The 23,618-nt window shown below is 69.7% G+C and carries 20 protein-coding genes; 9 read left to right on the top strand and 11 right to left on the bottom strand.

Annotation, left to right across the window (positions count from 1 at the left end; translation table 11 throughout):
- Positions 1-28: 28 nt before the first annotated feature.
- The 9 genes from ACFYTE_RS19135 to ACFYTE_RS19095 all read right to left on the bottom strand — a co-directional run bounded on the left by ACFYTE_RS19135 (position 29) and on the right by ACFYTE_RS19095 (position 9,780).
- Entirely contained in the window at positions 29-1,708 is a 1,680-nt protein-coding gene (locus tag ACFYTE_RS19135; RefSeq protein WP_388711356.1) for an ABC transporter ATP-binding protein, read from the bottom strand.
- 39 nt (positions 1,709-1,747) lie between these two features.
- On the bottom strand, positions 1,748-2,551 hold the full coding sequence (locus tag ACFYTE_RS19130) for a creatininase family protein (protein ID WP_388711353.1): 804 nt from the start codon (positions 2,549-2,551) through the stop codon (positions 1,748-1,750).
- A gap of 44 nt (positions 2,552-2,595) precedes the next feature.
- Positions 2,596-3,489 (bottom strand): ABC transporter permease, encoded by an 894-nt coding sequence (locus tag ACFYTE_RS19125; RefSeq protein WP_388711350.1) that lies wholly within the window; start codon positions 3,487-3,489, stop codon positions 2,596-2,598.
- 2 nt (positions 3,490-3,491) lie between these two features.
- Positions 3,492-4,436 carry an ABC transporter permease gene (locus ACFYTE_RS19120; protein WP_388711347.1) on the bottom strand — a complete coding sequence of 315 codons (945 nt, stop codon included), beginning with the start codon at positions 4,434-4,436 and terminating at the stop codon, positions 3,492-3,494.
- Positions 4,433-6,016 carry an ABC transporter substrate-binding protein gene (locus ACFYTE_RS19115; protein ID WP_388711344.1) on the bottom strand — a complete coding sequence of 528 codons (1,584 nt, stop codon included), beginning with the start codon at positions 6,014-6,016 and terminating at the stop codon, positions 4,433-4,435. The genes ACFYTE_RS19120 and ACFYTE_RS19115 overlap by 4 nt, the downstream gene beginning before the upstream one ends.
- A 188-nt stretch (positions 6,017-6,204) precedes the next feature.
- Positions 6,205-7,035 (bottom strand): carbohydrate ABC transporter permease, encoded by an 831-nt coding sequence (locus tag ACFYTE_RS19110; protein ID WP_388711341.1) that lies wholly within the window; start codon positions 7,033-7,035, stop codon positions 6,205-6,207.
- Positions 7,032-7,967, bottom strand: a complete 936-nt coding sequence (locus tag ACFYTE_RS19105) for a carbohydrate ABC transporter permease (protein WP_388711338.1) — start codon at positions 7,965-7,967, stop codon at positions 7,032-7,034. The genes ACFYTE_RS19110 and ACFYTE_RS19105 overlap by 4 nt, the downstream gene beginning before the upstream one ends.
- Positions 7,964-9,373: an extracellular solute-binding protein gene (locus ACFYTE_RS19100; protein WP_388711335.1), complete on the bottom strand. Its 1,410-nt coding sequence runs from the start codon at positions 9,371-9,373 to the stop codon at positions 7,964-7,966. Before ACFYTE_RS19100 ends, ACFYTE_RS19105 begins: the two co-directional genes overlap by 4 nt.
- On the bottom strand, positions 9,373-9,780 hold the full coding sequence (locus ACFYTE_RS19095; RefSeq protein WP_388711332.1) for an aminotransferase class I/II-fold pyridoxal phosphate-dependent enzyme: 408 nt from the start codon (positions 9,778-9,780) through the stop codon (positions 9,373-9,375). Before ACFYTE_RS19095 ends, ACFYTE_RS19100 begins: the two co-directional genes overlap by 1 nt.
- A gap of 410 nt (positions 9,781-10,190) precedes the next feature.
- Here ACFYTE_RS19095 and ACFYTE_RS19090 point away from each other — a divergent pair, with 410 nt between their 5' ends.
- Both ACFYTE_RS19090 and ACFYTE_RS19085 read left to right on the top strand, forming a co-directional pair.
- On the top strand, positions 10,191-11,330 hold the full coding sequence (locus ACFYTE_RS19090; RefSeq protein WP_388711329.1) for an NAD(P)/FAD-dependent oxidoreductase: 1,140 nt from the start codon (positions 10,191-10,193) through the stop codon (positions 11,328-11,330).
- A 112-nt stretch (positions 11,331-11,442) separates the two neighbouring features.
- Positions 11,443-12,534, top strand: coding sequence for an ABC transporter ATP-binding protein (locus ACFYTE_RS19085; protein ID WP_388711327.1), 1,092 nt, complete (start codon positions 11,443-11,445; stop codon positions 12,532-12,534).
- Between the two features lie 326 nt (positions 12,535-12,860).
- Here ACFYTE_RS19085 and ACFYTE_RS19080 read toward each other — a convergent pair whose 3' ends face one another.
- The gene (locus tag ACFYTE_RS19080; RefSeq protein ID WP_388711324.1) at positions 12,861-14,507 is read right to left on the bottom strand and encodes an amidohydrolase; all 1,647 of its coding nucleotides are present in this window, start codon (positions 14,505-14,507) and stop codon (positions 12,861-12,863) included.
- A gap of 262 nt (positions 14,508-14,769) precedes the next feature.
- Here ACFYTE_RS19080 and ACFYTE_RS19075 point away from each other — a divergent pair, with 262 nt between their 5' ends.
- Entirely contained in the window at positions 14,770-15,510 is a 741-nt protein-coding gene (locus ACFYTE_RS19075; protein ID WP_388711322.1) for a TetR/AcrR family transcriptional regulator C-terminal domain-containing protein, read from the top strand.
- 169 nt (positions 15,511-15,679) lie between these two features.
- On the opposite strand, the gene ACFYTE_RS19070 is transcribed toward ACFYTE_RS19075, so the two are convergent.
- Entirely contained in the window at positions 15,680-16,477 is a 798-nt protein-coding gene (locus ACFYTE_RS19070) for an alpha/beta fold hydrolase (RefSeq protein WP_388711319.1), read from the bottom strand.
- Between the two features lie 385 nt (positions 16,478-16,862).
- Here ACFYTE_RS19070 and ACFYTE_RS19065 point away from each other — a divergent pair, with 385 nt between their 5' ends.
- From ACFYTE_RS19065 to ACFYTE_RS19040, 6 genes are all read left to right on the top strand, one after another.
- On the top strand, positions 16,863-17,567 hold the full coding sequence (locus ACFYTE_RS19065; protein ID WP_388711316.1) for a TetR/AcrR family transcriptional regulator: 705 nt from the start codon (positions 16,863-16,865) through the stop codon (positions 17,565-17,567).
- 338 nt (positions 17,568-17,905) lie between these two features.
- Positions 17,906-19,258 (top strand): MFS transporter, encoded by a 1,353-nt coding sequence (locus ACFYTE_RS19060; protein ID WP_388711313.1) that lies wholly within the window; start codon positions 17,906-17,908, stop codon positions 19,256-19,258.
- On the top strand, positions 19,255-20,325 hold the full coding sequence (locus ACFYTE_RS19055) for an asparaginase (RefSeq protein WP_388711310.1): 1,071 nt from the start codon (positions 19,255-19,257) through the stop codon (positions 20,323-20,325). Before ACFYTE_RS19060 ends, ACFYTE_RS19055 begins: the two co-directional genes overlap by 4 nt.
- 110 nt (positions 20,326-20,435) lie before the next feature.
- Positions 20,436-21,401, top strand: coding sequence for a PDR/VanB family oxidoreductase (locus tag ACFYTE_RS19050; protein ID WP_388711307.1), 966 nt, complete (start codon positions 20,436-20,438; stop codon positions 21,399-21,401).
- Positions 21,402-21,480: 79 nt separating this feature from the next.
- A complete protein-coding gene (locus ACFYTE_RS19045; protein ID WP_388711304.1) occupies positions 21,481-22,737 on the top strand; it encodes a Rieske 2Fe-2S domain-containing protein in 1,257 nt (418 codons plus the stop codon).
- Positions 22,727-23,596 (top strand): alpha/beta fold hydrolase, encoded by an 870-nt coding sequence (locus ACFYTE_RS19040; protein WP_388711301.1) that lies wholly within the window; start codon positions 22,727-22,729, stop codon positions 23,594-23,596. The genes ACFYTE_RS19045 and ACFYTE_RS19040 overlap by 11 nt, the downstream gene beginning before the upstream one ends.
- Positions 23,597-23,618: the final 22 nt, after the last annotated feature.

Genomic DNA, 23,618 nt, shown 5'->3' with positions numbered 1-23,618 from the left:
GGGGCCCGCTCCGGTGGGCGACGGCGCGTCATCTCGTCATCGCCTGCCAGAGTCTGCGGCGCTCCGCCTGTTCCGCGGGGTCGGGCACCGGCGCGGCCGCCACCAGCCTCCGCGTGTAGTCGGTCTGCGGGCGCTTCAGCACCTCGCGGGCGGGGCCCTGCTCGACCAGCCGCCCGTGCTGCAGTACGGCGACCTCGTGGGCCAGCAGCTCGACCACGCCCAGGTCGTGGCTGATGAACAGGCAGGAGAAGCCGAGCCTGTCCTGTAGTTCCTGGAACAGCCGTAGCACGGTGGCCTGGACGGAGACGTCGAGGGCGGACGTCGGCTCGTCGGCGATCAGCAGCTCCGGCTCAAGAGCCAGCGCTCGGGCGATGCCGACCCGCTGCCGCTGGCCGCCGGACAGCTCGTGCGGGAACCTCTCGGCCCAGCCGGTGGGCAGCTCGACCTGGTCGAGGAGGTCCTGCACCCGCCTGCGGATGGCGGGGCGGTCCGCGAAGCGGTTGGCGATCATCGGGGCGGCGATGGAGTCCCCGATCGACAGCCGGGGGTTCAGCGAGGAGCCAGGGTCCTGGAAGACCATCGAGTACGTTCTGCGAAAGGCCCGCAGCGTCCGGCCCTTGAGCCGCGTCACCTCGGTACCGCAGATCTCCACCGACCCGGCCGAGGCCCGCGCCAGGCCGACGATCGCCCGGCCGATGGTGGATTTGCCCGAGCCCGACTCGCCCACCAGGCCGAGGACTTGGCCCTTGTCGATGGCGAGGCTCACGCCGTGCACGGCTTTGAAGCCCTTGCGGCCCAGCCGTCCGGGATATTCGACCTCCAGGCCGGTGACCCGGAGCGTCGTCGTCCCACCGGTGCCGGTGGTGGCGGTGGCGATGGGGGTGGGTCCCGTCCACCGGCCGGTCTGCCGCCGCGGCACCGCGGCGAGCAGCCGGCGCGTGTACTCGTGCTGTGGACGGGAGAACAGCCGGGCGACCGGGGCCTCTTCGACGACCTCGCCCCGCCGCATGACCACCACCCGGTCGGCGAGGTCGGCGACGACTCCCATGTCATGGGTGATGATGACGACCGCCGAATTGAGGTCCTTCTGCAGGCGGCGGAGGAGTTCGAGGATCTCCGCCTGCACCGTGACGTCGAGTGCCGTGGTGGGCTCGTCGGCGATGATGACCTCCGGCGAGCCGGAGACGGCCATGGCGATCATTGCGCGCTGGCGCTGGCCGCCGGAGAGCTGGTGCGGGTAGGCGTCGATGCGGCGTTCCGGCTCGGGGATGCCGACCGTTGTCAGCAACTCCAGCGTCCGCGTCCGGGCCTCGGCGGTCGGCACGGGCTCGTGGCACTGGATCGCCTCGATGATCTGCTCGCCGATGGTGTAGACCGGGTTGAGCGCCGTCATCGGCTCCTGGAAGATCATCGCGATCCGCTTGCCCCGGATGGCGCGCAGGGCCTCGTCATCGAGATCGAGCAGCTGGGTGCCGTCGAACCGGATGCTGCCGCGGCGCCGGGAGCCCGGCCCCAGCAGACCGAGCACGGACATCGAGCTGACGGACTTGCCGGAACCCGACTCCCCGACCAGCGCGACCACCTCGCCCCTGGCCACGGAGAAGCTGACGTGCCGGACGGCCGGTGTCCAGGCACCGGCGATCCGGAAGTCCACCGAAAGCCCCTCTACCGAGAGGATCGGGTCGCAAGAGGTCGTACCGGTTGTCATGGCGTCTCCTCGGACGGTCACGCAGGACGGGGCAGACGGTTACTTGGCCGAGGTGTTCCGGTCGTACTCCCGCAAGTAGGCGGAGCAGAACCCGATCACCCGCTCGATCCAGATCTCGCCGGTCTTCGCGCTGCCCAGGCTCACATCGCCGGTGCAGCCGGTCGGACTGACCTCGGAGAAGTCCCACAGGACGGTGCCGGGGACGTCGTATCCGGGGATCGCCGCCTCGTTGTAGCTGGTCGGCGTCCAGCCGTCGGCGGATTCCAGGCCGCCGGCGACGGCGAGGGTGCTCTGCACCTGGTCGGGGAAGAGCGCGAGCATCGCGGAGTGCTCGGGCTCCGCCCCGTGGCCGTACGCCGTCCTGGGGTCCTCGTACATGTCCCGCATGAGCGCGTAGCCCAGCTGCCACGGGTAGAGATGCCCGATCAGGACTCCGAAGTCGCGCCGCGCGTCAAGACCCGCACCGGTGACCGGCCCGACGTTGCCGCCGTTGTTGTCGATGATGACGATGCGTCGGAAGCCGGACTGGACCAGCGCCTCGATGAGCTCGTAGGTGACTGCGCGCAGCGTCGCCTGGCTCAGCGACAGGTTACCGGGGTAACCGCGGAAGGTGCCGGAGTGGCCGTAGTGGAGCGCCGGTGCGACATAGCACCCGTTCTCCTTCGCCAGCCGGTCCGCCACCCACTCGGCGACGATGGAGTCCTCGTGGATCGGCAGGTGCGGTCCGTGCTGCTCGACCGCGCCTATGGGCAGCAGGATGATCGGGTCCTGTTCGGCCAGCAACTTCACCTGGGTCCAGGAGAACTCGCCGAGCCGGTGGGTGGCGGGAAGGGCCGCGGTCATGTGTTTCCTTTCGGTGGGGATGGTCGTCGGGGGAGCCGCAGGGCTCAGGAGCTACTGCCGTGACGGCGTGGGTCGAGCAGGTCGCGCATGCCGTCGCCGAAGACGTTGAGCGCGAGGACGACGAGGATGATCAATACGGAGGGGTAGACCAGCAGGGTGGGCTGGACCTCAAGGAAGTCACGCCCGGATCCGACCATCGTGCCCAGGGACGGCAGCGGCGGCTGCGCCCCGAGACCGAGGAAGCTGAGACCGGCCTCCATCTGGATGGCGAAGCTCACCGAGAGGCTGAGCTGCACGATCACGGGGGCGGCCACATTCGGCAGGATGGTCCGCAGGATGATGCCGGTCGGTCGCGTGCCCATGATCTGTGAGGCCTCGACATACTCCACGTGCCTGATCGCGAGCACCTGGCTGTAGACGATCCTGGTGAACCGGGGGATGTAGAGCACGCCGATCACCAGGACCACGTTGACCAGTGCCGGGCCGAGCACCGCCACCACCGCGATCGCCAGCACGATCGGCGGGAAGCTGAGCAGGATGTCGATGCTGCGCATGATGACGACCGAGACCCGGCGGCCGGCGTATCCGGCCACCAGACCCAGCGCCACGCCCAGCACTCCGGCCACCAGGACGGCCGACAGGGCCACCCCCAGGGAGGTACGCAGACCGATGAGCAGCCGGGAGAGGACATCGCGGCCGAAGTCGTCGATCCCCAGGACCCCGCCAAAGGAGAGCGGCTTGCCGACGATGTCGCGGTAGTCGTGCGGGGCGATCAGCGGCGCGAAGACCGCGAGGAGGGCGACCAGCAGCAGGAAGGCGCCCGCCACGGAGGTCCTGCGGTTCGCCGACAGCCTTCTGAGAAACGACTTCCGGCCGATACCGCCGCTGGTTGGCGCATCCGGTGGGGCCTGCACCAGGGGGTGCGGAACACTGGTCATGGTCAGTTGTCCTCCGCCCGGGGGTCGAGGGCCCGGACCACCAGGTCTCCGACCAGGTTGACCAGGATGACGATGGTCGCGACGGCCAGCACCACGGCCTGTATGACCGGGTAGTCGCGCTGTCCCACGGCGGCCATCAGCAGCGAACTCATGCCGGGCCAGCCGAAGATGGTCTCCACCAGGACCGTGCTGCCGATGAGCGTGGTCAGTTCGACCGTGGTCGCGGAGACCACGGGCAGCATGGCGGTGCGCAGGGCGTGGCGGTTGATCACACGCCGTTCGGCCAGCCCCTTGGAGCGTGCGGTGCGGACGTAGTCGGCGGTGAGTGTTTCGAGCATGGCCGCCCTGGTCATTCTGGTGATCACGGCGCAGGACGCCGCGGCCAGCGTGATCACCGGCAGGACCAGCGTCTGCAGATGGGTGACGGGGTCCTCCAGCGGCGAGGTGAACCGGCGCGGCGGCAGGATCGGAAGGAAGAACGCGAACACGAGCAGCAGCAGAGTGCCGACGACGAAGACGGGGAGGGAGATCCCGAAGATCGACCCTGCGACCAGCGCATGGTCCGTCGGCCGGTCGGCACGGGTGGCGGCCAGTCGGCCAAGGGCGATACCGAGCACCAGCGAGACGGCCAGGGCGATGAGCACCAGTTCCAGGGAGTTGCCGATCCGGGACGGCAGATCCTGCATCACCTCCCGACCGCTGATCAGGGAGGTGCCCAGGTCGCCGTGGAGGAGTCGCCCCCAGAACCCGAGGTACTGCTTCAGGAAGGGCTCGTCGAGGTGCATCGCCCGCCGCGTCTGGGCGATCTGCTCCTCCGTGGCCAAGTCGCCGAGGGCGGCCCTGGCGGGATCGCCGGGTATGAGCCGGACCAGGAAGAAGACGATGCTGCCGACGACGAACAGTTGCACGGCCGCCTGGGCGAACCGTCTGAAGAGGAAACGCCTCACGCTGCCTTCTCCATCCAGGTCCGACGGAGGGCCACGCCGGTCCACGCGCCTTTCGGCGGGTGCTGGTAGCCCCTGACGTAGTGGTAGTGGGCCTCGCCCTGCTCACGGCGGACGGTGTAGGTCATCGGGACCAGTTCCAGCGCCCGCCGCTCCACCTCCAGGTAGATCTCGTCCCGCAGCCCGGGGTCGTCCGTCTGCCGTCCCTGGGCGAGGAGTTCGTCGATCCGGTCGTCCTGGAAGCCGAGGTTCATCGCGAAGGCGCCGGTGCCGCCGATGAAGTCGGCGAGGGCAGCGGGATCGCCGAACTTGGGTGCCGTCCCCCACGAGTGGACCGGGAACGTCTTGGCGGCCACGCTGGCCCGGAAGGTCAGCCACTCCTGCTGGGTGAGTTCCACCTGCACACCGGCCGCGCGCAGCCCGGGCAGCATGGCCTGCGCCGGCCGCGCGATCACCGAGTACGAGCTGGTGGTGACGACCGGCAGGGTGAGCCCCTCGTGCCCCGCCTGTTTGAGCAGGAACCTCGCCTGCTCCGGGTCGTACGGCATCGAGCCGTCGAGTTGCCGTGCGTAGCGGGCGAAGGAGCCGGGCATGAGCGCCCCGTCCATGGGTTGTCCGTGTCCCAGCAGCGCGGTGTCGAGGACCGACGGCCGGTTGATCGAGAGGGCTATCGCCTTGCGGACCCGTACGTCGTCGAAGGGCGGCTTGCCGGTCACGAACCCGACGAAGCCGAAGCCGAAGGTCCGGTCGGAGGCGAACCGCAATCGGGGGTTGCGGGTGATGACGCCGACGTGGGTGGCCGGGACGTAGTCGATCATGTCCACGGTGGCCGTGCGCAGCGCGGTCACCCGGGCGTAGTCGTCGCCCATGGGCTGGAAGACGATCCCGTTGAGATACGGCAGTTCTGGCTCGAAGTAGTGCTCGAAGCGGACGAAGGTGGTGCTGACACCCGGGATGCGCTCCACGAACCGGAACGGGCCGGTGCCCATCATCTGGGTCTTGGTGGTGGCCCCGGACTCGATCCACCGCTTCGAGACGATGGTGGACGTCGGTGCCGCCAGGGCGAAAGGGAAGGTCACGTCGGGCCGCGTCAGACGGAACACGACCGTGGTGGCGTCGACCGCCTCGACGGATTCGACCGCGTCGAGCAGCTGACCGGAAGTGGCCGTGGTCTCCTTGTCCATCATCCGGCGGAAGGAGAAGACCACATCCTCGGCGGTCATCGTGGATCCGTCGTGGAAGGCGACTTTCGGCCGCAGCCTGACCTTGTACGTGTGCCGGTCGGCCCAGCCGAACTCGGTCGCGAGGTCGGAGACGATCTCCCCGGCGCCGTCGTACTGGACCAGGCCGTTGTAGACGAGCTGCCGCAGATAGTCGGAGGCGGACCCGGTGGAAACATGCGGATCCAGGTTGGCCGGGTCGGTGGAGAGCCCGAAGTGGAGCACTCCGCCGCGGCTCGGACCGCCGGCCTCCGGCCGGACGGCCTCCATGGATTCGGGCAGAGTCGCCGGATTCCCGCAGGCTGCCAAGGTGGCGGTCCCCAACGCGGCGGCGCCTCCTGCGAGGAAGCTCCGCCTGTTCATCACTCCCATGACATCTCCGCCCGCCGGGCCCGAAGAGGGGCCGTTCCGAAGAGAATTCGTCGCGTATGGCGCATGTATACATGGGGTCCACGTGGGGGTCAACGGGTTGTGCTGCACATGTGCCCGCGTCAGGCACGCTTCGGTGCACGGTGCCGGCCCGTGGCGTTCAAGGGTGGGCCGAGTGGGTGTCACTCAACGGTCGCTCCCGCGGTCAGCCCCTGGACGAAGTGCCGTTGCAGGGCCAGGAAGGCGGCGATGGGCACGATCGCGACCACGACGGCGGCAGCGGCCAGTCCGTTGACGTCGACGCTCTCCTGCGACTGGAACAGGCCGAGGGCCAGCGGAGCCGTGCGCAGGTCGGCCGTGGTGGAGGCGAGCAGGACGAGGGCGAGCAGGAACTCGTTCCACGTCCATGTGATCACCAGGGCCACCAGAGCCAGCAGCGACGGCCGGGCCAGCGGCAGCAGCACCGTACGCAGCACGCGTAGGTGACTGGCGCCGTCCATGCGTGCGGCGTCGATGAGCGCGCTGGGCATGGACCGGAACGCGGCACGCATCCAGAATGTGCCGAACCCGACCATGAGGGCTGTCTGGGAGAGGATCACCGCCCAGACCGTGCCGTCGAGACGGACGCTGCGCAGGTCGTAGAAGATCGGGATGATCGTGCCCTCCACCGGCATGATCACTCCGAGCAGGAACGTCGTCGAGATGATCCGCGAGCCGGGAAATCGCATGGTGCCCAAGGCGTATCCGGCCAGCGTGGAGAGGACGACCGTGGCGGCGACGACGATCGCGGTGATGAAGGCGCTGATCGCGAGGTAACCCGCCATGCCGGTTCCGGCGTGCCAGGCGGCGCCGAAGTTGTCCAGCGTGAGCTTGCGGGGGACGGTGATCCCAGTGCCGCCCGCGTCGCTCGGGGTGAACGCGAGCAGCAGCAGGGCGAGCGTCGGCAGGGTGGCGCACGCAGCCAGGACAAGCATGATCGCGTGGCCGATCAGGCGTTCGCGGCCTTGGCTCATGGTTGTCGGTCTTCCAGTCGGGTGATCAGCGCGGTGATCACGAAGATGATCACCGTGAGCACGGTCGCCAGTGCGGCGCCGAGTCCCACGGCCTCGTTCTCGAAGGCGATTCGGTACAGCTCGAACCCGGGCATGGTGGTGGTGCCGGTTCCCGGGCCGCCGGCGGTGAGCAGGAAGATCAGCTCGAACATTTTCAGGACCCAGGTGACCAGCAGCACGGTGGCGGCGACGATCTCATTGCGCAGCCCCGGCAGCGTCACCGCCCGCAACTCGCGCCAGGCTCCCGCGCCGTCGACGCGCGCCGCGTCGTAGAGGCTGGCCGGGATCTTCTGCGCGCCGGCGATGAACAGCGCGACCGGCACGCCGATGACACTCCACGCCGCCACGAGGCCCAGGGTCGGCAGCGCGAAGGTGAAGTCGGCCAGCCAGGGGCGGGTGAGGCCGCCCAGGCCGACGGCGCTCAACAGCCGGTTGACCGGTCCCGGATCGCCCAGCAGCCAGTGCCAGATGATGGCGGTCACGACGCCGGGCAGGACGAAGGGCAGGAAGAGCAGTGTCCGATAGGCGGTCAACCCACGAAGGCGCACCCGGCGCAGTCCCCCGGCGACGAGCAGCGCGACGCCCAGGGGCACCAGCGCCGAGAAGCACAGCAGCATCCCAGCGTTGAGGAACGAGCGGCGGACCGTGGCGTCGTGCCACAGAGTGCGGTAGTTGTCCACGCCGACCCAGGTCCCCGGGCTGATGCCGTCCCACCGGTAGAACGACAGCCAGATGCCGTGGACGAAGGGTCCGAGGGAGAAGACGAGCAGCACCAGCAGCGCCGGGGCGACGAACAGATACGGTGTCAGACGGCGCATGACCCGGGCCCGCCGGGCCGCCGCCGGGGCGGCCTCGGCGGTCATCGGGCGCGGGCGCCTGGTGGAGAGGCTCATAGCTGGCTGAGGAACTTTTCGCGGTAGGAGTCGAAGGCCTGGGCGACCTGCTGCGGTGTCTTCTTTCCGGCCAGGAGGAGCGTCAGTTCGGCATCCTGGTCCGCGGCTCCGGTGGGCCACGCCCCCTGGAGGTTGCTGGCGGTGTTTCCGGAGGTGAAGGCCTTCTGGGCCAGTTGCGCTGACTGCTTCGTGGCCTCGTCGGGGGCGTCGGCCGAGTCGACGAACGTCGAGGGCAGGACGCCGTGGGAAAGGAAGATCGTGGCGGCCCGGGGGCTGATCAGGAAGTCGAGCCAGGCGCCTACGGCGTCGGGATGCTTGGTCTTGGCCGAGGCGAGCAGTTGCGCACTGGTGGCGATGGTGGGACCGGGCGCGCCGGCGCGGGTGCCCGGGGGAAGCGCCTGTCCGAAGTTGTCACCCATCGTCGGGACGATCTTGGGGTTGAGCCACATGCCGTTGTAGTGGAAGACACCTGTGCCCTTGGCGAAGGAGCCGACCACGTCGCTGGACGGGTCGAGGCCGGCGGGGTTGGCGGGGAAGTAGCCCTGCCGGCCCCACTTCTGGAAGGTCGTGAGCGCCTCGATCACGTCCGGGTTGTCCATGCTGACGCCGGACTGGCCGTAGACCCAGCGGCGCAGATTGCCGGCTCCCCACTTCTCCATGATCAGCAGGGCGGCCAGGTAGATGCCGCTGTGCGAGCCGTTCTGCGGCGCGCCGAGTCCGATCATGAACGGTGTGTAGCCCCGCTGCTTGGCCTTGGCGAGATAAGGCTCCAGGTCGGCGAAGGTCTTCGGCAGTCCGCCGAGCTTGCTGACGTCGGCCTTGTTGTACTGGAGCAGTTGGTAGGACAGGAACAGACCACTGCCGTACAGGTGTCCGTCCGGGTCGCCCCAGTGCCCGGTGGCCGTGTAACGGCCCTCGGCGTCCAGCGAGGCGGGGATGCGCTTTCTCCAGCCGTAGGCGGTGTAGTAGGGATCGAGGTTGAGCAGGAGGCCGGCCTTGACCAGCGGGGCCGCCGCGTAGCCGGTGTTGTTGAGGGCGAACACGTCGGGGCCGCCGCCGGAACCGGCGAGGCTGAGCTTGATGTTGGCCAGTTCGGACGTCGTCTTGGCGACGCGAGTGATCTTGATGTTGGGATACTTCCGCTGGAACTCCGAGCGAAGCTGTTCGAGGGCCGCGTAGCGGGTGGGGAACGCCTCCTTGGTGAAGCGATCCCATTGGGTCAGGGTCACCGCGCCGAGCCGGGCCGGGTCGGTGGTGATGCTGCCCGCCTTCGGCTGGGACGGGGCGTTGCCGCCCGGTGTGGCCGAGCAGGCGGCGAGGAACGAGGCGCCGGCCAGTCCCGTGCCCAGCGCGCCGCCGCGTCGCAGGAGTTGGCGACGGGTGATGGCGGATGGTCTCAACGTCATCAGAGATGTCCTTCGGATCTGGTGTCACGTTCGGGGAGCGGGTGTTGCCGCGGGCAACTGTTGAGGACCTCGGCCATGGCCAGCAGTCCGCGTTCGAGCAGGGCCTTGAACGTGTTGAACAGGGACTGCTTGGCGCCGTTGGTCACGAGCACATGCGAGCCGTCGACGGGTGCCGCGGCCCGAAGGGTGAGCCGGTCCGCGATCGCCTGGCGCAGGCGTTCATCGCCGGCGGTCGGCCCGTAGTGGTGGTTCTTTGGCCTGGCCGCCGCGTCGGCGGCCGCGGCGACGATGTGGGAGGGGGTTGCCAGGTCGAGTTCACCCACCGAGAAGTTGAAGACTTCGGACCCCTCACGGCGCACCTTCGCGGCGCGTTGGCGCAGTGCGGCGGTCGGCGACAGCGTGACCACAGATGTGTTCCTCGTTTCCGGAGTCGGCGGGCATCGCAACCGATGGGAGGTGATGAGGGATCGGTGGTGCCGTCCCGCGTGGGCCTCCACCTCGGGTCCGTTCACCCGCTGCCGCATCGTGCCGGCCGTGCCAGGCTCAGCGGCCGGGATGACGCGCCGACCAAGCCTGGACGACCGTAAGATGAACTATCCAGGCTTCTATGGACACTTGGATGGATTATCCATCCAGTGTTAGCCTCGCGACCGCACCGACAGCCGATCCGCGCTTGCACGGCGAAATGAGGTCACGTGGTTCCCGGTGAGCCATCGCTGGTCAGCGGCGAATCCGTCGGCATCGCAGTGCGCCCGCATTCTCCACAACGCACCGACCGAGCGAACGAGGAAGTTCCTCGCGTCAGAAAGGACCATGGGTGAAGCCGACAGTGCTGATAGTCGGGGCCGGCGTGATCGGTTGCAGCCTCGCATACCAGCTCACGCTGCGCGGAGCAGCCGTCACCGTCATCGACGCCGCCGAGCTGTCGTCAGGAACAAGCTCCGCGACCTTCGCTTGGGTCAATGCCAACGACAAGGCTCCCGCTGAGTACCAGCGTCTCAATGTCCTCGGACTGCGCGCTCACGAGCGGGCCCGTACGGCACGCGCCCTGGGTGCCGCGGACTGGTTCCACCAGACCGGAAACCTGCACGTCGCAGCGACCGACGCGGAAATGGACGCACTGGAGGAGAAGGTCGGCCGACTCACCTCGACCGGCTACGACGCCACTGTGCTGACGCGAGCCGAGATCGAGGAGTTGGAGCCCTCGATCGACTCCGCCGGCCTGAAGGGAGGCGCGCTGTACCCGAAGGAAGGGTGGATCGACACGATCGCCATGTGCGCCGGCCTCCTGCAGAAGGCCTGTGCGTCGGGTGCGGTGTTTCTCCCGTACCAGCGAGTCACCGAACTCAGGCCGACGGGTCAGGTCACGGTGACCTCGGCTGACGGGACCACCCGTCACTACGCGGCCGACGTGACCGTCTTGGCGGCCGGCAACGGAAACCGGCCCATTCTCCGGACCATGGACGTCGATTTCCCGACCCGTCCATCAACAGGTGATGAGGGAACAGGAGTTGGACCGTCCGCCGTTGGCCTCATCGCCACAACAGGCCCTGTCGAGACAGGCATCGGGCACGTCGTCCACGCGCCCGGAATCTCCCTCAGGCCCGCGCGCAACGGCGGTGTGACGTTCACCGACTCCCCGACAGGGGCGCTGTGGAAGCCGGACGACCCGCGGATCTGGACGGTACCCGGTCTGCTGCTGGACCGGGCCCGGATGCTCTACCCGGCGCTGAGGAATGCCACGACCGAGACGGTGACGCTCGGCACGCGTGTCCTGCCGAACGACGGTGTGACGATCTCCGGTTGGATCACGGAGAAGTCATCGGTCTACGCCATCGCCACCCACAGCGGTGTGACACTTGCAGCTCACCTCGCCGAGGTCGTCTCCGAAGAGGTGATCACGGGGGAGCGGCATGAGTCACTGCGCCCGTTCGGCCTCACTCGATTCGCGAGCTGACCCTTTTACCCAGACCCAGGGTCAAACCCATGGGCGGAACGACCACCGAAAGACCCACCCCTCTCCTCGGATCGTCCGGCACGTTCCTGCCGGTGAAGGGACTCACACCACCATGGCTACCGTCACGTTCGACAAGGCCTCGCGCGTCTACCCCGGCTCGGCGAGACCCGCCGTCGACCAGCTCGACATCGAGATGGCGGACGGCGAATTCCTCGTCCTGGTCGGCCCGTCCGGCTGCGGCAAGTCCACCTCCCTGCGGATGCTCGCCGGCCTCGAAGACGTCGACGGCGGCGCGATCCGCATCGGTGACCGCGATGTCACGCACCTGCCGCCGAAGGACCGGGACATCGCCATGGTGTTCCAGAACTACGCGCTCTACCCGCACATGACGGTCGCCGACAACATGGGCTTCGCACTCAAGATCGCCGGTGTGCCGAAGGCGGAGATCCGCAGGAAGGTCCAGGACGCGGCGAGGATCCTCGACCTCACGGAGTACCTGGACCGCAAGCCGGGGGCGCTCTCCGGCGGTCAGCGCCAGCGTGTCGCGATGGGCCGCGCCATCGTGCGTGAGCCGCAGGTCTTCCTCATGGACGAACCGCTGTCCAACCTGGACGCCAAGCTCCGCGTCTCCACCCGCACCCAGATCACCCGGCTGCAGCGCCGCCTCGGCATCACCACCGTCTACGTCACCCACGACCAGGTCGAGGCCATGACGATGGGCGACCGAGTCGCGGTCCTCAAGGACGGCCGCCTTCAACAGATCGACACCCCGCGCACCATGTACGACCGGCCCGCCAACCTGTTCGTCGCCGGGTTCATCGGCTCCCCGGCCATGAACCTCATCGAGGTGCCCCGCACCGACGGCGGTGTGAAACTCGGCGGCGCGGCCATCAAGATCTCCCGCGAGGCCCTGATCGGGGCCGGCGACGAAAGGACCGTGACGGTCGGCATTCGCCCGGAGCACTTCGACCTCGTTCCGGCCGGCAGCAGCGACAGCATCGCCGTCACCGGCGGCATCGTCGAGGAGATCGGCGCCGACAGCTTCGTCTACGGCACCGCCACGATCAGTGGCGAGGAGAGGGACATCGTCGTGCGCGTGCACCGCAGGAGCAGCCCGAAGAAGGGAGAGACCATCCACGTGATCCCCAACCCCGGCGAGGCCCACATCTTCGCCACCGGTACGGGCGTACGGCTGAGCGGCTGAGCGTCCGAGTTCTTTCGGAGCGGGGTTCATGGACGGCTTGCTCGACATGAACCCTTATGCGCGGACGGCCGGTCACAGCCATGGGCGCCGCAGGCCGACGGCGCGCACGGGCGACCGCGGGTGCCGCCCGGGGAGGCGCGATGGGGCGTTACCCGGCCACAGATCCCACCCGGCGTCACAGGCGTGGCAGCCGGGCTGGGCAATGTCCTGGTCGAGCCGGGCGAGGTCGCGGCGGGTGCCCACGCGGAGGGTGCCGCCCTCGGCGTCGTGGCTTCCGGGTGACCCGTACCGCGACGTGCGGTGGCGGTGCACCTCGCGCGAACGACTCAGGCGTCGGCGGCGGCGTGGACGCGTTCTCCTTCGACGTAGGTGAGCAGGGCGCGGGTGTGCGCGATGTCACGGGCCGGGCCGTCGAACGGGTTGCGGTCGAGGACGGTGAGGTCGGCGAGTTTGCCGACCGCGATGCTGCCGGTGTCATCGAGGTGGTTCACGTATGCCGAGCCCGCGGTGTAGGCGGCCAGCGCCGAGCCCAGGTCGAGCCGCTGGTGCGGGAGGAACACGGGGGTGGTGGGATCGGCGTCGGGGGCGATGCGGTTGACGGCGACATGGATGCCGTGCATCGGGTCCGGTGAGGAGACCATCCAGTCGCTGCCCGCGGCCAGGACCGCTCCCTCGCGCAGCAGGGCCCCGAAGGGGTACTGCCAGGCGGCGCGTTGCTCGCCGAGGTAGGGGATGCACATCTCGTCCATCTGCTGCTCGTGCGCGGCCCACAGCGGCTGCATGGTGGCGGCGACCCGCAGGGTGCGAAAGCGCGGCAGGTCGCGGGGGTGAACGACCTGCAGATGCGCGGCGTGGTGGCGGAGGTCGAGACGACCCCCGGCGGTGCGAGCGGCCTCGACGGCATCCAGCACCTCGGTGACCGCACGGTCGCCGATGGCGTGGAAGTGCACCTGGAAGCCCTCCGCGTGCAGTCGGACGACGGCCTCGCGCAGCAGCTCGGGGTCGACCATGGACAGGCCCCGGTTGCTCGTGACGCAGCCGCAGCCGTCCAGGTAGGGCTCGGAGAGGGCGGCGGTGAAGTTCTCCGGCACCCCGTCCTGCATGATCTTCACGCTGCCTGCGGTGAAACGGCCCACGGTGCCCCTCGCGTGCCGGGCGAGCAGGTCGTCGATCTGCTCCAGGCCGCGTTCCCGATCCCACCACAGGGCGCCGCGTACCCGGGCGGTGAGCACACCGGTGCGGGCCGCCTCCAGGTAGGTGTCGAGCTGATCCTGCCAGCCGCCGTAGGCGCCCACGATGGCGTCCTGCCAGGCGGTGATGCCGAGCGAATGCAGATGGGCCTGGGCGGCGAGCAGACCGCGCATCAGGTCGTCCTCGGTCGGGTGCGGGGCGAGGTCGCCGACCAGGACCATCGCCTGCTCGTGCAGCACACCGGTCGGATGGCCGTCGGCGTCCCGCTCGATCCGGCCGCCCACCGGGTCGTGCGTGGCCCGGGTGATGCCGGCGATCTCCAGGGCCCGGGAGTTGGCCCAGGCGCTGTGCCCGTCACGAACCGTCAGGTAGGCGGGTCGATCCGGAACGACCGTGTCCAGCTGTTGCCGGGTGGGGAGCCCGCCCGGGAACGCGGTGAACGACCAGCCGCCACCGGTGATCCAGGGCTTGTCCGGGTTGGCCGCCGCGTACTGGGCGATCGCCGCGGCGTACTCCTGCGCGGTGTTGTGGGGGGCCAGATCGCAGGTGAGCATGGTGAGGCCGGCGAAGACCGGGTGCACGTGGGCGTCCTGGAAGCCGGGGACCAGCAGACGGCCGTGCAGGTCGACCGGTTCGGTGCGCGGGCCGATGAGCCCGCGTACCTCGTCGTCGCCGACGGCGGTGATCCGCCCACCCCGCACCGCTACGGCGCTGGCCCAACTGCGGGCCGCATCGCCGGTCCAGACCGGGCCGTTGGTGAAGACGAGGTCGGCGTGTGTCATGAGGGGCCTTTCTGCGGTGGGGCGGGGCACGGGCCCGCGGGGTGAGGCGGGGTCACCGGCGCGGGACGGACGGTTCGGCGGTGGTCGGCACAGTCCTGGCGCCTCCAGGCTGACCGGACGCAGGGGAGGGGGCCGCTCTGGCGGGCGCCGCGAACGGGAGTGGGCGGCACTATGAAACGAGCGTGTCATCGCAGTTGTCAATGGCGTTGACTCAGGGACTGGTGATCCGGTCGCCGGGCTCTTTGGGCAGAATGGGCGCGGAGTGGAACGAAGGGACCAGGTGGAGATCGACATGGCGGCGGACGGCCGGAACGGACGGCGCGCGGTGGCGCTGTCGCCGCAGCGCATCATCGAAGCGAGCCTGGAGCTGCTGGAGAGCGACGGCCCGGACAAGTTCACCTTCCGCGCGCTCGGGGCCCGGCTGGGAGCCGACCCGACCGCGGTCTACCGGCACTTCCGCGACAAGGACGACCTGCTGCTCGCCATCGCCGACGAGCTGCTGGCCCGCACACTTGAATCCTTCGAGCCGACCGCGGACTGGCGGGAGACTCTGCGTACTCTTTGCCTGCGTATGCGGAAGGTGTATCTGGCGCACCCGCACACGGCGGTGCTCGCCACCATCCGGACCACCCGCCGACCCGCCGAGATGCGGGCCGTCGAACTGATCCTTTCGGCGTTGACCCAGGCCGGCTTTTCCCCGGACCGTGCCGTGTACTACTACCGTGCCCTGGCCGACTTCGCCCTCTCCTGGTCGTGCATGGCCGCCACCTACGCCGCGCTCGACGCGGGCGCCCGCTCCGGTGACGAGTCCGCCTGGGGACGCGAGTACGCGCTCGCCCCCGCGCAGCGCTACCCGCACCTGGCCGCGGCCGCCCCCTACCTTCCGGAGGTCGACGAGGAGGAGAACTTCGTCCTCGCCCTGGACCTGATGCTCGAAGCCATCGCCGCCCGCGCAGCGAACACCGGCACCGAGGAGGGCGGGGGGCGGACACCGGCCTCCTGACGACGTCGCCCGTGCAACGGGGAGCGCGCTCGGCCCTCGCGCCGGGCGCCCGGCGAACCGGGTCGGCTTGTCATGCGAGGCCCGGCCCGGTCACATGAAGCATGGCCAGACCTCTCGGTTGAGATCCGTCATATGGATGGAGAACAGGGGCCGTTGGCCTCGACTGCCGTCAGTGATCTGTCGCCTCGGCGGCGACGGCTTCCAGCACGAGCCTGGCGAACTCGTCCGGCCGTTGCTCGGGCAGTGGCACGCCGGCGCCGGGCACGATGTGTCCCTTGGCCGACAGCGCGTTCACCATGGGTTCGAAGCTGGGCATCGACGGGTGATCGTCCTGCCCGCAGACGACCGTCGCCGGGGCGGTGATCCGCGGCAGCCTCTCGTCCATCGGGAACAGCCGGACGGCGATGTGGCCGTCCTCCGCCCGCTCCAGCACGCGCAGGGCATCGGCCATGAAACGGTTGAGCGCGGCTTCCTGCCCCGGCTCGTAGAAGTGCCTGCGCCGGTTCCACAGCTCCAGGAGGTGGGAACCGTCCGGCTTCGGCTGTACCCAGTCGACGGGGCGCCGCCACGCCGCGCGGGCGCGCATGTCCGGGGTGATGAACGGGACCGCGGAGAGCACCAGGCTGCGCACCCGGGAGCCGAGTCGCGCCGCCACCTCCACGGCGACCACTCCGCCGGTGTGGTGGCCGACCAGATGGAACGCCCCGAGTCCCAGCCCGTCCACCAGGTCCTCGACCCCGTCGGCGAACATCTCGATGCTCTGGTCCTCGGCGGGTTTCGCCGAGGCCCCGTAGCCGACGGTGTCCATCGCGATGGCCCGGTGACCGGCGCCGATCAGCGGCAGCACATCCCGGTACTCGGTCCATGACCGTGGAGTCTGGTGGAGCAGCAGCACGGGCTCGCCCTCGCCGCATTCGACGTAGTGCAGTTGCCCGAACCGGCTGGAGACGTAGTGGGCGGTCAGCATGTGAACTCTCCTGACGTGGACAGGTTGGCGGGGGCCGAGGTGTTCGGGTCGGGGGCGATGTCCGGCTCGCTGGGCGATCACCACGGACGAATCCCCGGCTTGCAGGAGCCAGGCACGGACGTTGGGAGATGACGGCTCACCGCGCGGGCGGTCCGTCCGTCGCACATGCTCGGGGGTGTGCGGCAGTGCGTTCGTTCACTTTCTCGTCGTACTTTGTACGGGTGGCTGGATCCGCGTCAAGAGGTCAGGCCGTCCGGGGTGCGCGGTGCGGTCGCCGCTCTCGCCTGCCCCGCGCGGCCTTTGTAGGCTCATGACGCCTGTACGGTGTGCTGTACGAGGACGGCTGCCGCCGGGGTCCGGCGGTGCTAGGAAGAGGAGATCCCCTGTGGCGGGTCCGCGGTCGCGCACGAGAACGCTCACGTCCGAGCGGATCATCGAGGTGGCCACCCGGATCTGCGACGAGGAGGACATCGAGGTACTGACGATCCGGCGGCTCGCGTCGGATCTCGGTGTCGGTGCGATGACGCTCTACAGCTACTTCCGCAGCAAGGAGGAGATCCTCGACGCGATCGCCGACCACGTCATGGGTGCCTTCCGGCTTCCCGCCGCCGAGGAGACCTCGCCCGCGGCGGTCGTGCGGGACCTGGCGCTGGCCTTCCTGGAGATGATGCGTGAACACCCCAGCATCGTGCGGCTCTTCTCCACTCGGGTGAACACCACCCCGGAGTCCATGCGGGGCGCGTTCGAAGCGGTCATCGGGCGGCTGCGTGAGGCGGGCTTCACCGACGGGGACGCGGTGCGCGTCTACGGTCTGATCGTGCAGTACAGCCTGGGTTTCGCCAGCTACCAAGCCCCTCGGCCGTGGGGGCGGCCCGACCTGCCCGATGTCGAGGAACTGCGGCGTCGGCGCCGGCACTTCTACGCGGCCCTGCCGCAGGGTGGCTTCCCCAACATGGTCGAATTGGCGGGGGAGTTGACCGCGCTGCCGAGCGACGAACAATTCCTCTTCGGGCTTGAGTGCCTCGTCGAAGGTGTGCTGCGGCGGGTCCGGGTGGGTTCAGCCGGCGACGCGGCGTCGACGACGTCCTGACCCACGGCGCGCAGCCGTAGCGCTGCCTGTGACCGCCGGCATGTTCGGCGCCGCCCCGTCGGCGTGCCGTTATGGGCACCGTCGGGAGTATTGACGGCGTACGACCAACGGTACATAGTACGAGCACTTCGTGGCCTCTGGGTCGGGCGACTGCCCGGCGAGGCAGGCCTCACGGGTCATGGACCCACGCCTCGATCGGATCGCAGGCATTCCCCGTCTCTTCCTGCCGCCGCACGGGACGACGCAGCCCCGGCGTGGCGATGCACGCTCCGGCTGTCGCGGGAGCGTCGGCGCATCTCGTTCACAGGCTTCGCCGTCCCTATGGACAAAGGACCTTCATGACAGCTACCGATGTTCGTGTATCCCGCCGGGACCAGCGCAACAGGGCGCTGGTGGCCAGTTGGCTCGGCACCACCGTCGAGTACTACGACTTCTCCATCTACGGACTGGCGTCGTCGGTGGTGTTCGCGCAGCTCTTCTTCCCCCACTCGGACCCGCTCACGGGCACACTCCTGTCGCTGTCGACCTTCGCCATCGGTTTCATCGCCCGGCCGGTCGGCGCTGTCGTGTTCGGGCACTTCGGGGACCGGATGGGCCGCAAGTCCACTCTGGTCGCCACGTTGGGGCTGATGGGCCTCGCGACGTTCGCGGTGGGGCTGCTGCCGACCTATGGCCAGGCGGGGAGCCTGGCCCCCGTCCTGCTGATCATCGCCAGGCTCGCTCAGGGATTCTCCGTCGGCGGCGAATACGGCGGGGCGATCCTGATGACCGTCGAGCACGCCGACGGGCATGAACGCGGCTTCCGCGGATCACTGGTCAACACCGGGACCTCGGCCGGGCTCCTGCTGGCCAACCTCGTCTTCTTGGGGGTGCTCCAACTGCCGGACGACCAACTGCTGGCATGGGGATGGCGCCTGCCGTTCCTGCTGAGCGCGGTGCTCGTCGGCGTAGGTCTCTTCGTGCGTCTCAGGCTGGAGGAGAGCCCCGAGTTCGAGGCGGTCAAGGCGGAGAACACGGTCGGCCGGCTTCCGGTGGTCGATGTGTTCCGTGAGTGCGGCGGACGAGTCCTGCTGGTGGCCCTGGGCATTCTGAGCGCCGGGGTGGCCTTCACACTGGCGACGGTGTACAGCCTGGGATACGGCCAGACCGGTCTGGGGCTGAGCAAGGACACCATGATCTCCGTGCTCCTCCCGGCCACGCTGGTCATCATCGTCTGTGTGCCGCTCGCGGGGAAACTCGCGGACCGGTTCGGGAACCGGAACGTGTTCCTTGCCGGAGCGGCATCGCTGGTCGTCCTGCCGTTCCCATGGCTGGCGCTGCTGCAGACACGGCAGTACTGGCTGATGCTGCTCGGCTTCGCGCTCCTGTTCATCGGTTACTCCGCGAACTACGGAGTGGTGCCGGCGTATTTCTCGCAGGTGTTCCCGGCCCGGCTGAGGTTCACGGGTATGTCGATCGGGTTCACCGTCGGGCTGATCGCCGGCAACGCGTTCGCTCCCGACATCGCCGCGTATCTGCTGCATGTGACGGGCGGGTGGCTCGGAATCGCGGTGTACATGGCGGCCATGTCGGTCGTCTCGTTGATCGCGGCCCTGTTCCTGCGTGAGCCGGCCGGGGACACCACCGCGCCGCCCGCTCCGGCGTCGCTGGTGGCCGGCGGCAGCACGGCGCGGACGAGGGGCGAGCCGTGATCGGTCCGCGCACCTCGCAGGCGGCCGGTGCGCAGGTCCCCGTCCGGCCGGTGGTCGCGTGGCTCCCCACCGGAGGGACCGTCGAGGCATGGGGGCACGACCGGCTCGACCGTACGGCGTATGGCGAAAGCGGTCGGTGCAGGCACCCGCGCGACTTCCTGGCAGACCTGCCGGAACTCGCGTCCACGGCCGACGTCCGGCTGGTCACCCCCGCGGTGGAGCGCCCCCGGCCGCCCAGCCACGCCTGGACGGTGGGGGACCTGCTCGGCCTCGCCCGTTCGGTGGCGCGTACGGCGGCCGATCCCGAGGTGACGGGTGTGGTGGTCAGTTGTGGCACCAACGGCCTTGAGGAACTGGCGTTCTTCCTCTCCCAAGTCGTCGGCGGTGACACCCCGGTGGTCGTCACCGGGGCCATGCGCCCGGCGTCGGCGCTGGGCGGCGACGGTCCGCTGAACCTGCTGAACGCGGTCCGGGTGGCCGCGCATCCGCGTTCGGCCGGCCGCGGGGTGCTGGTGGTGTTCGACGACGCGATCCTGCCGGCCCGGGACGCGGCCAAGACGGCCATGTATCGGCTCGGTGCGTTCCGCTCCCCGGAACTCGGCCCGATCGGCTTCGCCGGCCCGGACGGCGAGGTGGCGTTCCACCGGAGCACCGAAGGGCCGCGGACCGGGCCGCCGTTCGACCTGGGCGCGCTCCCGTCCGTACTGCCACGTGTCGACGTCGTGGTGTCGTACCTCGGCGGCGACGGGGCACTGATCGACGCGGCGGTCGCCGCCGGGGCGTCCGGGATCGTCAGCGCGGGGCTGGGCGCGGGATACCCCACACCGGCCGAACAACAGGCCCTTGAGCGCGCGGCGCGCAAAGGGGTCGTGGTGTGCCAGGCGTCGCGCGTGGGCTCCGGAAGGGTCGTACCGCACGCCGGAACGAGGGCCGGCGGATTCCTCACGGCCGCGGATCTCAGCCCGTGGAAGGCCAGGCTGCTGCTGAGCCTCGCCCTGGCCGACCGGCGGCCACGCGCGGCGATCCAGCACCTCTTCGACGTCCCGGTGACGGACGTTCCCGGTTAAGCATCGAACCCCACGGCCTGCGGATACCGACGGCCGGGGCTCAAGGGCATTGACGTTCGTGCAACGTACCGTACATAGTACGAACCGAGTCGACCCCTTAGGAGGAGACCGTGAACGAACCACTGGACGACGACGGCGTCCTCGATCTACGGGTCGAGCAGATCCGCCGGGAATCGGAGGGAGTCGTCTCGGTGACCCTTGCCGACCCGCAGGGCGCGGCCCTGCCGGCCTGGACCCCGGGAGCCCATCTGGATCTCGTGCTCCCCGGCGTCACCCGGCAGTACTCGCTGTGCGGCGACCCGCACGACCGCTACGCGTACCGCTTCGCCGTGCTGCGCGAGGAGCGCTCGCGAGGCGGCTCCCGGTTTGTGCACGAGACCCTGCGGGTCGGGGACCTCGTCGAGGTGGGCGGGCCCCGCAACCGCTTCGCCCTGGTGCCCGCGGAGCGCTACCTGTTCCTCGCGGGCGGCATCGGCATCACCCCCGTGCTGCCGATGGTGGCGGCCGCCGAGGCGGGCGGCGCGCGGTGGTCGTTGGCGTACGGGGGCCGGCGGCGTTCGTCGATGGCCTTCCTGAACGACCTGGCCTCCTACGGCGACAAGGTCGACATCGTGGTGGAGGCCGAGCGCGGCCCGCTCGACCTGGACGCCCTGCTGGGCACACCCCGCGACGACACCGCGGTGTACTGCTGCGGCCCCGAGGGCCTGCTCTTCGCCGTCGAGCAGCGGTGCGCGTCCTGGCCCGAGGGCAGCCTGCACGTCGAGCGGTTCAGGGCGAAGGCTCTGCCGGCGGACGAGTCCGCGCCCGACCGGGAGTTCGAGGCGGTCTGCGAACGGACCGGAACAGCTGTGCGCATACCCGTGGGCCGGTCGGTCCTCGACTGCCTTGAGGAGGCGGGGGTCGCCGTCCCGAGCGCCTGCCGGGAGGGTGTCTGCGGAAGCTGCGAGACCAAGGTACTGGCGGGCGAGGTGGATCACCGCGACTCACTGCTCTCCGCGAGCGAGCGGGAGTCGGGGCACACCATGATGCTCTGCGTCTCCCGGGCCGCCTCCGACCGATTGGTGCTGGATCTGTGAAGCACCGCCGTCCCCGGCCACCCGCGGGGCTCCCCGCCGAACCGGTATCGCAGCTCGGAAATGGACTTGGAGATCAGCCATGGTGAACAGCCGGAACAACGCGGCAAGCGGCTCCGGACCCGTTGAGGAACCGGCCGTGGCCCGGCGCAGGCCGCGTACCCCGGCCACCGCGCGGCCGACCGTCGCCGCGGCGGCTGAACGACCGGCGTCGGACCCCGAGGGACAGGACTGGTCGGCCTGGCCCGTCTACAACAGCGCCACCCTCGGCTTCCGGAACTACTGGTACCCCGTGCAGTGGACCGGCCAGGTCGGCGAGAAGCCCGTCCCGATCACCCTGCTCGGCGAGAAGATCGTGCTGGTCAGGGACAAGGGTGTGGTCCGTGCGCTGCACGATCGCTGCCCGCACCGCGGGGTGCCGCTGTCCCTCGGCCGGCGCCAGTATCCCGGCACGCTCAGCTGCCCCTACCACGGCTGGACCTACGACCTGGCCGACGGCAAGCTGTGTGCGGTCCTCACCGACGGCCCCGATTCGCCGATCTGCGGCAAGCTGGCGGTCCGCACCTACCCGGTCGCGGAGCGGTTGGGCCTGATCTGGGTGTACGTGGGAGACGGCGAGGCCCCGCCGGTGGAACGGGACATCCCCGAAGAACTCCTCCGCGAGCCGTTCGTGATGGGCGGCAGGACCGACATCCGCCCGGGGAACTGGCGCTTCGCCGCCGAGAACGGATTCGACGAGGGCCACGCCAAGTACCTGCACAACACGGCCCTGTGGCGGCTGTTCAAGGTCATGCCGGCCTGGAACAAGACCCGCATCGTGGAGTCCGGGTCCTGGCTCATCCGCGTCCAGGACGAGGTGCACTGGGAGGCCGACTTCCCCGGTCTGGGCACCTGGACCAACAAGCGCTGGTGGAAGCGGGCCCCGCTGCCGGACCGCCCGGGAACGTCGGACAGCGTCAACCCGGTCATCGCCGGGATGGACCTCCCCGGTTTTGTCTCGGTACGCCTTCCCGGACTGCTCCGGGTGGCCTACCCCCACTTCATCCACTACGAGTGGTACGTCCCGGTGGACGCCGACCATGTCCGCTACGTGCAGATCATGGTCCGGTTCGAAACGGGCGCCAGGGCCGCCGTCTTCAAGGCCAAGTATCTGGCCGCCGTCCGATGGCTCTTCCACGGACAGTTCACCGGCCAGGACGCCTGGATGGTCGACGTCATGGACGCCCCGCCGGAGCGGCTCTACCGCCCGGACCTGTCCCTGACCGCCTGGCGCCGCCACATCGAACGCAGCGGCCCGGCCGTCCAGCCCTCACCCATGGCGCACACAGATGACCGCTGACCCTCCCTCCGGACGACGCATCGGCATCCGCGGAGTGGGACTGCGGGTGACCGGACTCGGCACGGGCGGCACACCCACCGTGCTGCTGCACGGCGGCGGGCCGGGCTGCTCGGCCTGGACGGACTTCGCGGCCGTCGCCGGACCACTCGCCGAGCGGCGCCGGCTGATCCTGGTCGACCTGCCCCAGTACGGCGACTCCGACAGCCCCGACATCACCGGACCGCTGTTCACCTTCCACGCCGCACACCTGGCGGGGCTGCTGGACGCCCTCGGGATCGCCCGCGCCGATTTCGTCTGCCAGTCACTCGGCGGCTCGGTCGCCCTGCGCCTGGCGGCCGACCGCCCGGACCGCGTCGGTCGCCTCGTGGTCACCGGAAGCCAGCCGATCCCGCTGCCGGAGCCGCACCGGTACGACGTCTCGCTCGCTGCGCGGGCCCGCGAGGAGTACTACGGCAACGGCGGGCCGAGCCCGGACAAGATGCGCGCCCTGATGACCGGGCTTGAGTGGTACGGCCCGGCCGGACCGGCCGCAAAGACGGTTGCCCTGCGGTACGCCCACAGCACCACCCGGCGCGCGCTGGAACTGGGCACGGACCCGGCACGGCGAGGCACACCCGAGGACCTTGCCGACGCGCTCGCCCAGGTGGCCGCGCCGGTCCTGCTGCTGTGGGGCGCGCACGACCCGTTCTGCGGCCCGGACTACGCCCTCACCCTGGCCCAACGGCTTTCGCGCGCCGACGTGTTCGTCCTCGGCCGGACCTCGCACCACCCGCAGGAAGAGCGGCCCGCGGACTACGCCCGTGCCGTCGACGCCTTTTTGCCGGACGGCCGCGACCACCCCCCGTCTTCCCACCCGTGATCGGCGCACCGCGCCCAGCACA

The sequence above is a fragment of the Streptomyces sp. NPDC004629 genome, assembly GCF_042873595.1.
Classification (GTDB): Bacteria; Actinomycetota; Actinomycetes; order Streptomycetales; family Streptomycetaceae; genus Streptomyces.
This window is presented reverse-complemented; position numbering and strand designations above follow the sequence as displayed.